General features: G+C 68.5%; 13 protein-coding genes. 7 read left to right on the forward strand and 6 right to left on the reverse strand.

Translation table 11 applies throughout. The features are described from left to right. Window positions 1-3: 3 nt before the first annotated feature. The 4 genes from AQJ46_RS36795 to AQJ46_RS54590 all read right to left on the reverse strand — a co-directional run bounded on the left by AQJ46_RS36795 (window position 4) and on the right by AQJ46_RS54590 (window position 2,761). A complete protein-coding gene (locus AQJ46_RS36795; RefSeq protein ID WP_059209677.1) occupies window positions 4-417 on the reverse strand; it encodes a lasso peptide biosynthesis B2 protein in 414 nt (137 codons plus the stop codon). Further along, a complete protein-coding gene (locus AQJ46_RS36800) occupies window positions 414-671 on the reverse strand; it encodes a lasso peptide biosynthesis PqqD family chaperone (RefSeq protein WP_059209678.1) in 258 nt (85 codons plus the stop codon). Before AQJ46_RS36800 ends, AQJ46_RS36795 begins: the two co-directional genes overlap by 4 nt. Beyond that, a complete protein-coding gene (locus tag AQJ46_RS36805) occupies window positions 652-2,529 on the reverse strand; it encodes an asparagine synthase-related protein (RefSeq protein ID WP_059209679.1) in 1,878 nt (625 codons plus the stop codon). The genes AQJ46_RS36800 and AQJ46_RS36805 overlap by 20 nt, the downstream gene beginning before the upstream one ends. A gap of 109 nt (window positions 2,530-2,638) precedes the next feature. Then, complete coding sequence (locus AQJ46_RS54590; protein WP_159064094.1) at window positions 2,639-2,761, reverse strand: lasso RiPP family leader peptide-containing protein; 123 nt, start codon at window positions 2,759-2,761, stop codon at window positions 2,639-2,641. Between the two features lie 388 nt (window positions 2,762-3,149). On the opposite strand from AQJ46_RS54590, the gene AQJ46_RS36810 reads away from it, so the two are divergent. From AQJ46_RS36810 to AQJ46_RS36820, 3 genes are all read left to right on the forward strand, one after another. Beyond that, complete coding sequence (locus tag AQJ46_RS36810) at window positions 3,150-3,812, forward strand: DedA family protein (RefSeq protein ID WP_059209680.1); 663 nt, start codon at window positions 3,150-3,152, stop codon at window positions 3,810-3,812. Between the two features lie 68 nt (window positions 3,813-3,880). Further along, complete coding sequence (locus tag AQJ46_RS36815) at window positions 3,881-5,098, forward strand: sensor histidine kinase (protein ID WP_079072567.1); 1,218 nt, start codon at window positions 3,881-3,883, stop codon at window positions 5,096-5,098. Continuing rightward, window positions 5,098-5,733: a response regulator gene (locus AQJ46_RS36820; RefSeq protein WP_059209681.1), complete on the forward strand. Its 636-nt coding sequence runs from the start codon at window positions 5,098-5,100 to the stop codon at window positions 5,731-5,733. Before AQJ46_RS36815 ends, AQJ46_RS36820 begins: the two co-directional genes overlap by 1 nt. A gap of 61 nt (window positions 5,734-5,794) precedes the next feature. Here the strand turns inward: AQJ46_RS36820 and AQJ46_RS36825 are convergent, their stop codons facing one another. Then, window positions 5,795-6,820, reverse strand: coding sequence for an ornithine cyclodeaminase family protein (locus tag AQJ46_RS36825; protein ID WP_063803877.1), 1,026 nt, complete (start codon window positions 6,818-6,820; stop codon window positions 5,795-5,797). 391 nt (window positions 6,821-7,211) lie between these two features. Here AQJ46_RS36825 and AQJ46_RS36830 point away from each other — a divergent pair, with 391 nt between their 5' ends. After that, window positions 7,212-9,671, forward strand: coding sequence for an MMPL family transporter (locus AQJ46_RS36830; RefSeq protein WP_225887479.1), 2,460 nt, complete (start codon window positions 7,212-7,214; stop codon window positions 9,669-9,671). Window positions 9,672-10,775: 1,104 nt separating this feature from the next. Next, the gene (locus tag AQJ46_RS36840) at window positions 10,776-11,072 is read left to right on the forward strand and encodes a hypothetical protein (RefSeq protein WP_059209683.1); all 297 of its coding nucleotides are present in this window, start codon (window positions 10,776-10,778) and stop codon (window positions 11,070-11,072) included. A gap of 198 nt (window positions 11,073-11,270) precedes the next feature. Here AQJ46_RS36840 and AQJ46_RS36845 read toward each other — a convergent pair whose 3' ends face one another. After that, complete coding sequence (locus AQJ46_RS36845) at window positions 11,271-11,759, reverse strand: GIY-YIG nuclease family protein (protein WP_225887480.1); 489 nt, start codon at window positions 11,757-11,759, stop codon at window positions 11,271-11,273. A 361-nt stretch (window positions 11,760-12,120) separates the two neighbouring features. On the opposite strand from AQJ46_RS36845, the gene AQJ46_RS36850 reads away from it, so the two are divergent. Further along, on the forward strand, window positions 12,121-12,765 hold the full coding sequence (locus AQJ46_RS36850) for a hypothetical protein (RefSeq protein ID WP_159064096.1): 645 nt from the start codon (window positions 12,121-12,123) through the stop codon (window positions 12,763-12,765). A 486-nt stretch (window positions 12,766-13,251) separates the two neighbouring features. Next, complete coding sequence (locus AQJ46_RS36855; RefSeq protein ID WP_059209686.1) at window positions 13,252-13,920, forward strand: class I SAM-dependent methyltransferase; 669 nt, start codon at window positions 13,252-13,254, stop codon at window positions 13,918-13,920. The last annotated feature ends 704 nt before the right edge of the window (window positions 13,921-14,624 follow it).

Genomic DNA, 14,624 nt, shown 5'->3' on the forward strand with positions numbered 1-14,624 from the left:
CGTTCACAGTGGGGGAACACGGATCAGCACGGTGTGGTAGCCGGGCGGGTACGGCTCGTCGACGGGCGCGCCCTCGGCCTCGACCCAGGCGTGGGCGAGGAAGGGGACCACGCGCACGCCGGAGCACCAGGTGGGCCAGTGGCCGTGCACCCGGCACAGCAGCGCGGTGGCGATCGACCGCTGGACGCAGCCCTCGCCCGCACAGGAGACGCTCACCGCGACGACCGCCCGTCGGCTGCGCAGCGCCTCCTCGGCGGTGGAGGGGCGTGCGCCCCGGCGTACCAGGCGCAGCACCGCTCGGATCCGCGCGGGCGGTTGGTGCACGAGCAGCCGGGCGACGAGCGTGGCCAGCCAGGGCAGGGGACGGCGGTGCAGCGGCAGCCGCGGGCGGCGGGTGAGGGCGACGGGTGTGCTCATGAGCTGACCAGACCCGCGTGCCGCAGTTTCTCGAGCAGTGTGTGCGCATCGCCCGCGGCCCGTTCGGCCGGGACGCTCGCGCCGTTCGCCGCCGCGGCGCCGGCCTCGGCGGCGGTGTCGCCCGCGAGGAGCCGGTGCAGGACACGGGCGCCGGAGGCGTTGAGCTGCCAGTAGCGTCCGGACCGCTCGTCGAGCAGCACGGCCCCGCCGTCGGTCTCGGCGAGCGACACGCCATCAGCCAGAGTGATCGACACGGTGGTCCCCTCCCACGAAGGTGCTCGGTCGCGGTCGCGCCCGCAGCCAGTTCTCGGCCGCCATGGTGGCGTCGAGGGCCGACCAGGGCAGTCCCGGCGGATAGGCGGCCAGCGCCATGTGCCGCAGCGTGCCGGGGTCGACCAGTCCCAGGTCGGCGAGCAGGGGCTGGTCGAAGAGTTCGGCCAGCTGCCCGCGGTGCCGTTTCTGTCCCTTGAAGAAGTCGTCCGAGAACTCCCCCTTGGTGGCCCGTTCCAGGGACTCGGCCGGCATCGTGCCGCGCATCGCCTCGACCATGAGCGGCTTGTACGACCAGGGCGAACTGCGTTCCTCGGGGCGCACCGCGAGACAGGCTTCGATGACGCGGTCGTCGAGGTAGGGCGCCTGCAGCAGCGCGCCCTCGTCCGCCGTGACGGTCTCGGCCAGCCGTACGGCCGCACCGAGTTGTCGCGCCAGGTCGATGGTCGTGTGCGCGGATCGGGTGGGGGCGTGGGGCTCGGCGGCCCCGGCCCGCTCGCGGATCCGGGCGGCGAGTTCGGCGACAGCCTCCCGCTTCACCCACGGCGGCAGGCGCAGGGGGTACTCCCAGCCGAACAGGGGCCGGCTCGCGGCGGGGAAGGCGGTGCCCAGGGCGTCGGCCTGGGTCATGAGCCACGGTCCGTACGGTTTGCGCTCGGCGAGGGCCCGTACGGTGTCGGCCGCCGACCAGCGCCGCAGCGCCCGCATTCCGGCCAGGTGTTGCCTGGCCAGCGCGGGCCGTCTGCGCATCAGGTCGTGCAGGTAGTTCGGCTTGACCGGCAGGACCTCGTCCCCGCCGTGTCCGGTGAGGTGGACCGTCGCTCCGGTGTCGCCGAGTCGGCGGGCGGTCTCCCGCAGCCGGGCGATCGGGCGGATCCAGCGGGTGGGCTCGTCGAGACCGGTGACCGGCTGGGCGACCTGCGCGAACATGTCGGGGAGCTCACCCGGCCGGAACACGGTGTGCGTGACGTGGTCGCCGTCCATGAGCCGCTGGGCGCGGTCGGCCCACACATGGTCGTCGTGCGTGGGGTCCGCCACCCCGATGCGCACGGTGACCAGTCTGCCGCCGGCGGCGCCCGTGGCCCGGGAGGCGAGGAAGCTCATGGGGGTGGAGTCCAGCCCTCCGGACAGATCGGACCCCACGGTCGCTCCGGCGCGGACCCGGGCGGCAACGGCGTCGTCGAGGGCGCGGGCGAGGGCGGGTGCCCCCTCGGCACGGTCGAGTTCCTGGGGCGGCGGCCGCCACCATCTCCTCGTGTGCGCCCCACCGTGCGTGTCGAGGTGCAGCCAGCTGTCGGGCGGTACGCCCTCGACGCCCGACCACAGCGGTTCGAGCAACGCGGAGGGGGTGATGGCCAGGAGACGGGCCGTGAGGCGAACGGGGTCCACGGCGGCCCCGGTGCACGAGGCCAGCAGGTCGGCGCGGTCCGCGGCGATCCGTACACCGTCGACGGTGGTGTGGCAGACCTGGCGCACACCGGAGACGCTGCCCTGGACGCGCACCTGCCCGTCGACCGAGGCCAGCACATGGACCGAACCGGCGACGGACGCGGCGAGCCGGTCGACGTCGGAGAGGTGCCGGACGCGCCGGGCCCAGCCCAGCAGGTCCTCCTCGGTGACGGAGTGGACGCCCCGCACCAGGAGCCGGGTGCCGCCGTGCGTGGCGTGGACGAGGGACGCCGGCCCCGCGTCGGGGCCCGATCCGAGGATCCAGGGGCGTCCCGAGGCGTGTGCGTGGGTGAACGAGGCGTGCGGGCGCAGGCGGTCGGCGATCCCGACCGTGGCGGCGCTGTCCGGCAGAGCGACGAACCAGGAGCCGCCGGGTACCGATACCGAATCCATTGTTCCTCCGCAGGCGAGCGAGTGGAGTGCGGCGAATCGCGGTCACGGGGCACCGCTACGGCCGCACCCCACCCGCTTCATGGCGCGTTTACTTCACCCCGACCTCGACTCAGTCGAAGTGGATGAAGAAGTCGGCCAGCGGAAACCCGACGCCCCTGGTCAGGTCGTCGTAGTCACCGAGCTCCACAAGTTCCGGAACCTCATAGGAAGTCTCCGGCTCCATGTTCTCCATAGCTGTCCTCCTGTCAGTGTTGTGCACTGAATTCGACATATCGGAGCTCCAAGTGCCTTGCTTTTCCTGGCACTTGACGACCGATGCACCGAGGCTAACCAGGCCGGAATTCCGGAGTCAACGAAATACGGCGGCTGGCACATTGCTGCCAATCCGGGATTCCTCTTACCGATTTCCGGCCGCAGGAACGTGCCACGGTCGTTGCCGCCGCCGCCACGGACGGCTACCTCGCACCCCGCACCCTGCGGAAAACCGCAGGGTGCGGGGTGCGGAGAACCGCACAAGTTCGGCGGCAATCCTCATACCGGCGCTGGTCAGCGGTTTCTAGCGTGGTCGGTGGATCGCGGCAACTGCCCGCGGCGACCATCCCGCAGCCTGGAGACTTCGAATGGACCTCATGACCCTGGCCCTGCCCCAGGAGCCCGCCGACGGTATCGCGGGCTGGGCGGCCGACCTCGTGGACGCCATGGGCGGCCCCGGCGCGGGCCTGGCCATCGCCCTGGAGAACCTCTTCCCGCCGCTGCCCAGCGAAGTGATCCTGCCCCTGACCGGCTTCGCCGCCGGGCAGGGCGTCATCAGCCTGTTCTCGGCGCTGTTCTGGACCACCCTCGGCTCGGTGGTCGGCGCCGCGGTCCTCTACTGGATCGGCATGCTGTTCGGCCGGGAGCGCATGCACGCGATCTGGGCGAAGCTGCCGCTGGTCAAGACCTCCGACCTGGAACGGACGGAGGAGTGGTTCGCCAAGCACGGCACCAAGGCCGTCTTCTTCGGCCGTATGGTGCCGATCTTCCGCAGCCTCATCTCCGTTCCGGCCGGTCTGGAACGCATGCCGATGCCGACGTTCCTGCTCCTGACCACGCTGGGCAGCCTGATCTGGAACTCCGTGCTGGTGCTGGCCGGCTACTGGCTCGGCGACCAGTGGGACCTCGTCGAGACCTACGTCGGCATCATCAGCAAGGTCGTCCTGGTCCTGGTCCTGGCGGCCATCGCCCTGTACATCGTGGTCCGGCTGCGCTCCCGCGGCTCGGCCCAGCACCGCCGTACGTCGTGACCGGCCCCGTTCTGACCTCGATCGAGCGATCTTGCCCCGGCTGCGCGGCCCGGCTAGTCTCGGCGACCGTGCAGGGGGACTCGGCGGACTTCACCACCCGACCCCTCCCGACGGCGCCCGGACCCGCGCAGCCGGGAGGCGAGCCGCCGGCGACGCCGCCCGCGGCGTTACCGCGCCGGATCGCGGGACTGCTGGTCGGCTGTCTGACCGCGCTGCTAGGACTGCTGTACTTCGCGGTCGTCGGCACCCTCCTCGGCCCTTTCCTGCTGTGGCCGCGCACCCGACGACACGCCTTCGTCGCCCTGATCGCCGGCGCCCGCCGGCTGACCGGGCTCGAGCGCCGACGCCGCTCGGTCTTCTACGGGGACCGCTTCCCCGACCGGATCGTTCCCGACCACCGGATCCTGCGCTATCTCGCCACCCGCGCCTACGCCGGTCTGATCACCGGCATCGTGGTCGGCCTGCTCGGCTTCGGCATCCTCCTGGCGGGGCTGCTCGTCGCGAGCCTCCTGCGCGGCACGCTCGGCTGGCAGGAGATGCTCACGCAGGGGCTGCTCGGCGGGGTGCTGCTCTTCCTGGACGTCCAGGGCCTGGTGTCGCTGGAGGCGTTCGACACGCGGCTGGCCCGCGAGAACTTCGGCCCCTCGGAACGCGAGCTGATGCAGCGGCGCATCGACGAACTGGCCACCAGCCGGGCGGCGGTGCTGCAGGCCGTGGACACCGAGCGCCGGCGCATCGAGCGGGACCTGCACGACGGGGTGCAGCAGCGCCTGGTGGCGCTGGCCATGCTGCTCGGACGCGCCCGCCGGGGCCGTACGCCCGAGCAGGCGGACAGTCTGCTGGAGCAGGCCCACCGGGAGTCGCAGGAGGTCGTGACCGAGCTGCGGGAGGTGGCCTGGCGGGTCTATCCGACGGCGCTCGACAACCTGGGGCTCCAGGAGGCGCTCGCCGGGGTGTCCGAGCGGTGCAGCATCCCGATCCGGATGGACTTCGCCCTCTCCGAGCCGTTGCCCGCCTCCGTCGAGACAGCCGCCTACTTCGTGGTGTCGGAGGCGGTGACCAACGCGGCCAAGCACTCGGCCGCCACGGAGATCCTCGTCAGCGTCCGCGCCTACGGGCCCGTCCTCGTCGTCCGGATCGAGGACAACGGCGTCGGCGGCGCGAATCCGGGGGGCAGCGGTCTGACCGGCCTGCACACCCGGGTCGGCGCGCTGGACGGCCGACTGCACGTCCACAGCCCCGCCGGGGGGCCCACCACGATCACCGCGGAGTTGCCGTGCGCGTAATGCTGGCCGAGGACTCGACCCTGCTGCGAGAGGGGCTGGTCCGACTACTCACCGAGGAGGGGCACGAGGTGCCGGCCGCGGTGGGTGACGCCGTCTCCCTGCTGCGGGAGGTGGAGGCCCGGCCGCCGGACCTGGTCGTCGTCGACATCCGGATGCCCCCCACCCACACGGACGAGGGGCTGCGGGCCGCGCTGGAGATCCGCAAGCGGTGGCCCGGTGTCGGCGTCCTGGTGCTGTCCCAGCACATAGAGCGCAACTACGCGGCACAGCTGCTGACCTCGAACGCGGAGCGGGTCGGCTACCTGCTCAAGGACCGGGTCGCCCAGGTGGAGGAGTTCCTCGACGCGCTGGAGCGGATCCAGGCGGGTGGCGCCGCCATCGACCCGGAGGTCGTACGGCAGTTGGTGATCCGCACGACGCACAGCGACCCGCTGGCCCGGCTGACCCCGCGCGAGCGCAGCGTCCTGGAGACGCTGGCCCAGGGGTACACCAACGCGGCCATCTCCGAGAAGCTGCACATCTCCATGAGCACGGTCGAGAAGAACCTCAACACGATCTTCGACAAGCTCGAGCTCGCGCACGCCACGGGCTACAACCGCCGGATCCTGGCCGTACTGCGGTATCTGGAGTCGTGACGACGACGTACCGGCCGGCCGAAGTCCCGCCACCCGGCACGTCGTCATGGTCATCGCGCCGTCACTGGAAGGAATACGGGTTCAGGGCGTCGTCCGGCAGGTGCTCCACCTGGACCCGGTCGCCGATGCCCGCCTCCTCGGCGAGTTCGAGGAGCACGTCGAGGGCGACATGGTCCTCGAGCGCGAAGCCCGTCGAGTCGAAGACGGTCACCCCGTCCCGCAGCCGGGCCGCCGCCTCGGGATCGGCGCACAGGGTCATCAGGTCGGGACCGAGGTCGGCCGCCTCGAGTTGCTGGCACTCCCCCTCCCGCAGTGCCTGTGCCACGTGGTCCGGCGTCACGAACGCCGACTTCAGCACCGCCCTGGGCACCTCGAACTTGCCGACGAGGTCGGCGCCGATGGCGTTGATGTGGACGTGCGGCCGCAGGTTCTCGCCGCTCAGCACCGGTCCTTCGCCTACGCCGACCGAGGTCACGGTGCAGATGATGTCCGCCGCCGCCTCCAACTCCGCCAGTTCCACGACCCGTACGTCCAGGCCGAGGAAGTCCACGCGGTCCGCGAAGGAGCGCGCGTGGGCCGGCTCGATGTCGTGCACCAGGATCTGCTCCAGCGAGAACACCCGGCTGAGCGCGTGGGCCTGGGTCACCGCCTGAGCGCCGGCGCCCACCAGACCGAGGACCCGGCTGTCCGGACGGGCGAGCAATCCGCTGGCGATCGCCGAGGCGGCTCCCGTGCGGATCGCGGTGGGCAGGATGCCGTCGCAGATCGCGAGGAGACGGCCCGTCACATCGTCGTAGCGGGTGAGGGATCCGATGATGGTCGGCAGTTGGTACGTGGTGGGGTTCGACGGTGTGTAGGCCACCGTCTTGATCGTTATGGAACGCCCGGGATCATGGTGCGGCATCCATTCGAGGATGGCCGTGTCCCCCGGGCCACGCACGAAGCCGTCGCGAGCGGGGGTCACCCCCGTGTCCGTTGAGGTGAACGCCTCCCGGAGCCGGACGATCATCCGGTCCATGAAGCGATCGTTGCCGCTCTCCTTGACGAGTTTGGCAACATGCTGCCGGGTGAGGACCGTGGTCTCCATTTTCTCCCCTCGAGTTTCGTCGCACCTCGGCAACTAATTGCCAAGGAATGTACGCCGTTCATTCAACGAGCTACACTCCGCGATCGTCGTATATTCCACCCGAAGGCTATTGCCGGCCCTTTGCGGGTACCGCCGATTCGCACTTCGAACGTAACGGGCCAGAGTTTTACCGGTCAAGGTTTTCCCAGGGCAGTACGGTTTTCCTCAGGTTTCTCGCTGCGGTTTTCCGCAGGTCCGTACCTGCGGTTTTCCGCATACCGAGCCTGTGGAAAGCAACGGGCACCACGACGGTTTACCTCGTATCCACGTCCAGGTCGGCCGACCTAGCGTTTTCCCCGTCGAGATCCGACCGGCTTCCTGAGCCGGGCCTGCAGCAACGGAAGGAAGCAAGGTGCGAAAGAAACCGGCAACGGTACGGATTGCTCGATGGAGCGCCACTCATCCGTGGTCCGCCATCGGTATGTGGGTCGTGTTCGTCGCCGCGTGTCTCTTCCTGGGCGGAGCGGCGGGCACGAACGCGATCAGCGACGAGGAGTCGGGGGTCCGTGAATCGGGCCGGGCGGGCAAGATCGTGCACTCGGGTGACTTCCCCGAGAAGGCCGAGGAGAACGTGCTGATCACCGCCGAGGACGGCGGGAAGCTGGACCGCGCGGCCGGTCGGGCGGCGGCGGCGGACGTCGTCAAGCGGATGAAGGCGCTCTCCGAGGTGGAGAGCGTCGGCGCGCCGGTCGCCTCGCCCAACGGCAGGGCCCTCCTGGTCCCGGTCACCATGAAGGGCGACACGGAGAACGCCGACCAGCGGGTCCAGCCGCTGCTCGACGTCGGCGCGGCCGTCCAGGACGCCCACGAGGGCCTGCGGATCGACGAGGTGGGCACCGGCTCGACGGCCAAGGGGCTGTCGGAGACGCTCGGCGAGGACTTCAAGAAGGCCGAGCTGATCAGTCTGCCGCTGACCCTGCTGATCCTGCTGGTCGTCTTCGGCGCGATCATCGCGGCCGGCGTCCCCGTGGTGCTCGCGCTGTCCTGCGTCGGCGCGGCCATCGGGCTCTCCACCCTCGCCTCCCACGTACTGCCCGAGACGAGCGCGGTCAGCAACGTCATCCTGCTCATGGGCATGGCCGTGGGTGTGGACTACTCGCTCTTCTACCTCAAACGCGAACGCGAGGAACGCCGAGCCGGGAAGTCCCATGTCGACGCGATCGAGATCGCCGCGGAGACCTCCGGACACACCGTGGTGGTCTCCGGCACCACCGTGATCGTGGCCATGGCCGGTCTCTACCTGGCCAACGAGGCGACCTTCGCCTCCCTGGCCACCGGCTCCATCATCGTCGTGGCGGTCGCCGTGCTGGCCTCGCTGACCGTGCTGCCCGCCCTCCTCGCCAAGCTGGGCCGCTGGGTCGACAAGCCCAAGGTGCCGTTCCTGTGGCGGCTGACCATGCGCTTCGGCGAGTCCCGGGTGTGGCCCGCGCTGCTGCGTCCCGCGCTGTCCAAGCCGGTCATCACGCTCGTGGTGTCCATGGGCGCGCTGGTCCTGCTGGCCCTGCCGGCTCTCGACATGAAGCTCAAGCAACCGGGCTCCGACGACCTGTCCAGGGACATCCCCGTCGTCCAGGCGATGGACCGGTTGACCGCCGCCTTCCCGAGCAAGGGCACCGTGCACCAGGTCGCCGTCGAGGCGCCCGCGGCGGAGGCCGGCGAGGTGAAGAGCGCGCTGAAGGGTTTACTGGAGCGCACCGCGGACAACAAGCTGTTCGCCCACGACTCGACCCCGACGATCAAGGAGTCGGCGAACCACCGGGTCCACACGGTGGACGTGGGCACGCCGTACGCGCCCAAGAGCGACGGGGCACGCGAGTCCCTGGACCTGTTGCGCGAGTGGGTGCCGCAGGCCATGGCCGATGTACCCGGCGCCGAGAGCGCGGTCGGCGGCAAGGTGGCGCAGGGCGTGGACTTCACGGGGCACCTGGAGGAACGGATGCCCTTCGTCGTGGGCTTCGTCCTGCTGCTGACCTTCGTCACCATGATCATGATCTTCCGCTCGCTGGCCGTGGCCATCTCCGCGATCCTGCTGAACCTGCTCTCCGCGGCGGCCGCCTTCGGCGTCCTGGTGGCGGTCTTCCAGCACACCTGGGCGGAGGGGATCCTCGACTTCCACAGTTCGGGCGCGGTCGTCTCGTGGCTGCCGCTCTTCCTGTTCGTGGTGCTGTTCGGCCTGTCGATGGACTACCACGTCTTCGTGGTCAGCCGGATCCGCGAGGCCGCAATCAACGGTGCCCCGACCAAGGAGGCCGTCCGTGAGGGCATCACCCGCTCGGCGGGCGTGGTGACCAGTGCCGCGATCGTCATGGTCGGGGTGTTCGCGATCTTCGGCACGCTGTCCATGGTCGAGTTCAAGCAGCTCGGCGTGGGTCTGGCGGCGGCCATCCTGCTGGACGCGGTGATCATCCGGATCTACGTCCTGCCGGCCCTGATGACGGCACTGGGCAGGTGGAACTGGTGGCCCGGCAGGATCTCCGGCGGCGGCCGCGGCCCCTCGGCCCAGCTCCCGGACCAGGCGGACCCCGGGCGACAGCGCGCGGAGGAGCAGCCGCAGTACGCCGGGTTCACCGCACCGCAGCAGCAGTACCGGCAGGAAACGCCCCAGCAGTACGAGCCGCAGCAGGGACAGCAGTACGGGCAGCAGTACGGGCAGGGCGACTACCAGCAGCCCTACCCGCAGGGCCCGTACCAGCAGCCGTACCAGCACGACCCGAACCAGCAGCCGTACCAGCAGGGCGGCTCACCGCGGCAGCAGTCGCAGCCCGGTCAGCACCGCCGCGACACCTCGCGACCTGACTACTACCAGCCGTAGAGCCAGGTCCCTCCGCCGAGGAGGGAGGGTCTTCCGTCACCCCCGGACGGAGACCCTCCCTCCTCTTCCTTGCGCGTCTTCGCGCACACCGACGCGTGGTCGCAGGCCGGGAGAGCCGCGCGACGCGGAGAGGCCCGGCGCCTTGAAGGCGCTAGGACGGACCACCGGGAAACCACCTCTTACCTGGCTGTTTCCGCGCGCCAAGCTCGGACGCGTAGCTACTTCGACACACATTCGACAGGCTAGGGAACGGACATGCCTGGCATCATCGCTCTGAGAGTTCGACGTTGGGCCAGCCGATGACTTCTAGTTGGTCTAGCACCACTTCGCAGCTGGCGACGAAGTCGAACGCCGCGTCCGGGAAGACGGTGTGATCGCCATGGGAGACGCGAGCTCGCAGTCGGGCAAGGCGCACCATCGTCTCCGCCACTGAGTGCGGCAGGCCCCTTCCCTCAAGCTGCCTTGCAGCCTCCTGCACGGACCGTGTACCGCCGAGCAGATCGCGGTAGGCGACCTCGACAGCTCGCCAGGCAAGCATCACGGCGCTGTCCGGTGAACTACCGACCAAGTCCAGCGCCTGGTCGAGAGCTTCATATTGAGCGGAGCGGGCGCGCAAATGAGGACGAACAACAGGGCCAGTCTGTGAGGGCAGGGACCCCGGTCTTGACGGCTGTCCGACCTCTCCTGGAGGTGAGGACGAGGTTTGCTCCCGGGTTTCGTCGTAAGTCCGTCGTGCCTCTTCAGCGAACTCGATTGCTCCCGCCGGGGTTTCCAGCCGCGTCATACGGGCGAAGGCCCGCTTGAGGTGCTGCCTGCCGGCCCAAGCAAGCACCAACGTCACTACGGGCCATGCAAGTGCCTCAACATACTTGAGGACCAGTTCAGCTACTGCCACGTGGCCATCTAACCGCAGGTGCGACTCGCCAGGTTGCAGTTCGACCGCTTCGTCCCGAAGCAACTTGAGGGAGGGCACTGCCTTGGGCTGGTGTGTCGCTCACCTGCGCTGATGGTCCGTGGGCGTCCGCGCTTATCCGCCGTTGTTCGTCGGCGTTGTCACGCAGTTAGACACTCAAGGGTCCCGGGGGCCGCGATACAGTGCGCGCCGTGGACATACCCGGCTGGTTCGTCTGGCTCGCTCTCGGTCTGGCCGTCTTGCAGACCCTCGGCCTCGTACCTGTCATCCGCCGACTGCGCGGATCCAACTCATCGGCGCGTTCCAAGGCGCGTCTTGACCTCCTGGACGCCGTCGGCTCCCTGCTGCTCATCGGGGGCCCGCTGCTGAGTCTCGCAGTAGCGGAATCCTGGTTCTGGCTCACCATCGCCGGCTTCGTGCTCATGGCCGCCGTCTACACCGTGAAGGGTGTCCACTGGGTCCGCGCTCGTCGCCGTCCCACGGCCTGATCCAAACGACAGGCTCTAACCGCTCGGTGCACTACGTCTTCTTGCCTTGGGTGTTGCCGGGGATCTTGGGGAGCTGGGTTTTTGCTGGTCGGGGGCAGTGGGCCCGTGCGCCTGGTGGTCGTCGTTGGTCGTCCTTGGCCACTGTTGAGCAGCGTCGGACGGCCCAGGGACGGCCCAGACAACGGCCCGTTCGGCGGCCTACGAGCTGATGGGCAACTCTCGTGCTCGCTGGCGTGCTTGGGCTCGTATGTCCTTCAGACGACTGTGGAACGCGTTGTGGCGGTTCTGGTCGAGGTTCAGCGGGAGGTCGAGCTGGGAAATGAGCTGTGACTCCAGGTCCCATGGTTCGCTCTGCTCGATCCAGCACACCCGCGCGTTGTCCGCCATCCACTGGCTCAGGGTCGCTTCGCCGACCTTGCCGAAGGTCATCCGCTTGCCGCTGCCCACTCGGCGCAGCTCAAGTCCGAGCAGGCATCCGAGGGTGAGCCGCAGTGTCGAGCCGGCCGCGTTGCCCCGGTAGTGGTCGCGCACCCGCTTGCGAAGGTTCTGCGTGCTGGTCCGGTTCGCCATGAACCGCGGGGCTATACCGACGTACAGCAGGCGCCCAGCATCCAGGTCGGGGTGGGGCGACTGTTTGAAGTGCCACCCGTAGACCCCTGCCGCCGCCGGTACAGGACTCGGACGCACCAAGACCTCCTGCGCCGACCACACCTGATCGGGACTGACAAGAGCGGAAGCTTCCACGGCACCTCCAGGCGCGCGACGGCTGATCGTCGCAGGCTACTGGTCGCCGCTGACAGCGTCCCTCGCCTGCGCAGCTGCGTGACATCAGCTTGGGAAGCTCAGGTGTTCTGCAGGCAGTGACTGCTCTGACCTGCGACGGAACTTGAACCGCGTCCGAGCGGTTGCAGACTTGTTCCGCGCTGTTCCCCGTGGTTCTCCGTGGTTCTCCGCGAAATCTGGCACGCATCTGGCATGTCCGGCCGGCGCCTCGCCAACGTCTGGCCTGCTGCGCGAATCCCACTCGTACGCCCCTACCATGCGGGTCATGGGGACGTCTGATTCCACACCACTCATACGCGCCTGCTGGCTCTCATGGCTCGCGGTCGCGACCGTCGATCAAGCGGAGTTGGTGAAGACCCTTGGCTTGATGGATGCGCGGGAGACCACCTGGGCCGATGGCGTGGAACTCATCGACGAGGTGGCACACGAGGAGGAGCCGTTCTCCACAGTCGTCGTTACCCCGCCCATGCAGGGGTGGACCCTGGTCGTCGGACCGTACTTCGGCCTGTCCTATCCGCAGCAGACAGCGCACGTCACTGACCTGTGCCGAAAATTGAGCGTGCACTTCGGCAAAGCCCAGCTCTTCTTCCACAGCGAGCAGAACGACGGGGAGGCGTGGCTGATCGCCGAACGCGGACGGATCCTCAGACGTTGGATCAGTGAGTACCCGGAGCTCGCCCTGGGTGAGCCGTTCGGAGTCGAGCGACGACTCCTCGACGCCTACGGCATCACGGGCAAGCCCGAGGATCTCGCCCCAGACAGCGACCTGGCAGGCGACTGGGCGGCGACCTGGGGGGATTGCTGGGCGACAACGGTCGCAGAGGAAAACAGCGTCGACCCCACGAAAGCCGCCGCCGATGCGGGCTCGATCAGCGGCATGCTGGTGGCATCTGCTCCACCTTTCGAGTAAGCGCACGGCTTGCCCACGGAACAACCACCGTCTTGCACACGGCTCCGGAGGGCCCTGCGGTCCTAGGCAAATTTGCTGGGCACAGCCTCGTACAGGTGTGAGCAGCAGGGACCTGTCCACAGATAGTCCACGGCATGCTGACCACCGCATTAGGAGTTCGATCCGGTTCCGCTCCAGCTGCCGTCGGCGACTGGTGCGACGGCCGGACAGAGACGCTGATGTACGTCCCCGTCCGACGTCGTTGATGTCAGCCGCGGATGTCAGCGACCTTCTGATCCGTAGCTCTACATAGATCGGTCATCCAAGGTCATACAGGCTGCCGGAAGGGCTATGAGGGTTCGTGTTGGGCGCTGCCGGTTGCTGCGGTTGCTGTACTTCGCTGCTGTACGGCATACGCCCTCACGAGGTCAGCCGGGCCGTGAAGAACGGCGAGGTGTTAACCGCTTTGCCTGCCCCAAGTCCCCTGTGCAGTCCTATCGTTGACTGATGCGCACACACCCCATTGACCGCCCGGCCGATCTCGACGTCGTACGTGAGTCCTACGACCGGGTGGCCGACAACTACGCCCACATGGTCGTGACGACGGGAATTGGCGACATCCGCAAGGATCCATGGCTCAAGGCGTCGATCGACGCCTTCGCCGACACGGTGCGCGGGCTCGGGCCCGTCCTCGACGTCGGCTGCGGACCCGGAACGGTGACCGCGTACCTCGCCGAACGCGGACTCGATGTATCCGGGGTGGATCTCTCGCCTCGCATGATCGAGAACGCGCGCCGACTTCATCCAGAGTGCCGCTTCGCTGTCGGTTCCGCCACTGAGCTCGACCTCGGTGAAGGGTCTTTGGGCGGCGTGCTCGGGTGGTGGTCACTGTTCAACCTCCCTCGGGACGTCCTTCCCCAGGTCCTCGCCCTGTTCGCGCGCGCGTTGAAGCCAGGCGGCCACTTCATTACCGGAACACACGTCGGTGACGAGGACGCGCTGCGCACCGAGGCCTACGGCGGCGTACCCGTCCGCTGGACGACACACAAGTGGCGGCCTGAACAACTCGTCGACCTGATAGAGCAGGCCGGCCTAAACCCGGTCGCCGAATTGCGACTCCCTCCGACGGATTACAGCGGGCCCGGCCTGGTCGTCATGGCCAAGCGGCCCGACTGACGATCACCAGGAAGCGAAGCGGCATAGGGGCTTCTGCCGGGACTCACCACCTGACGCCTACCGCCACTTGCCGTTTGGATACTCCCCGAGGGCCGGGTGGTGCTCTTTAGCCGAAGAAGTGAAGGGGCGGGTCTCTGACCTGCGGCTGTGTAATCGATCAACGCTGCGACCTGCGACTTACCTGTCGGTGGTTGTCAGCGTTGGTCGTCGTTGAGCACCCTTCGACGGCCCAGAGACGGCCCGAACCGTGATCGTCACTGCTACGCTACCAGCGTCGTCAGTTGAGGCTAGGGGCGGGAGCTTGGGGTTCGATTCCCCTTGCAGCCCTCCTCGTGCTCGTCTCGGTCGCAGTCGTTGCCCGGTTCATCATTCTGGTCCTAGAAAACAACACGCCAGGAACTCAAGGGTCCGCTTCGAATCGAGAGGAGAACAATCATGAGTAATGCGCGAAAGTCTGTAGTGGCCGTATTGCAAGTGGCCGGGGCGGTCGCGGAGGAATCTGCAGCTGGGCTGCTGCTCCTCGCCTGAGCTGACGAACTGAGGTCCTGATGCCATCAAGGTGTTCAGGGCCTTTTACAGCAACCGCGGCAACCGTAGCCGTCCGCCACCAGCCTCCATCAGCCGACTGACCTGCCGAGCAGACCTCAGCGACCGCCCCGCCCGTAGTTCGCATCGAAGGGCAGCTTGACGTAAGGCCCGCCAGG

The sequence above is a fragment of the Streptomyces canus genome, assembly GCF_001514145.1.
GTDB classification, from domain to species: Bacteria; Actinomycetota; Actinomycetes; order Streptomycetales; family Streptomycetaceae; genus Streptomyces; species Streptomyces canus.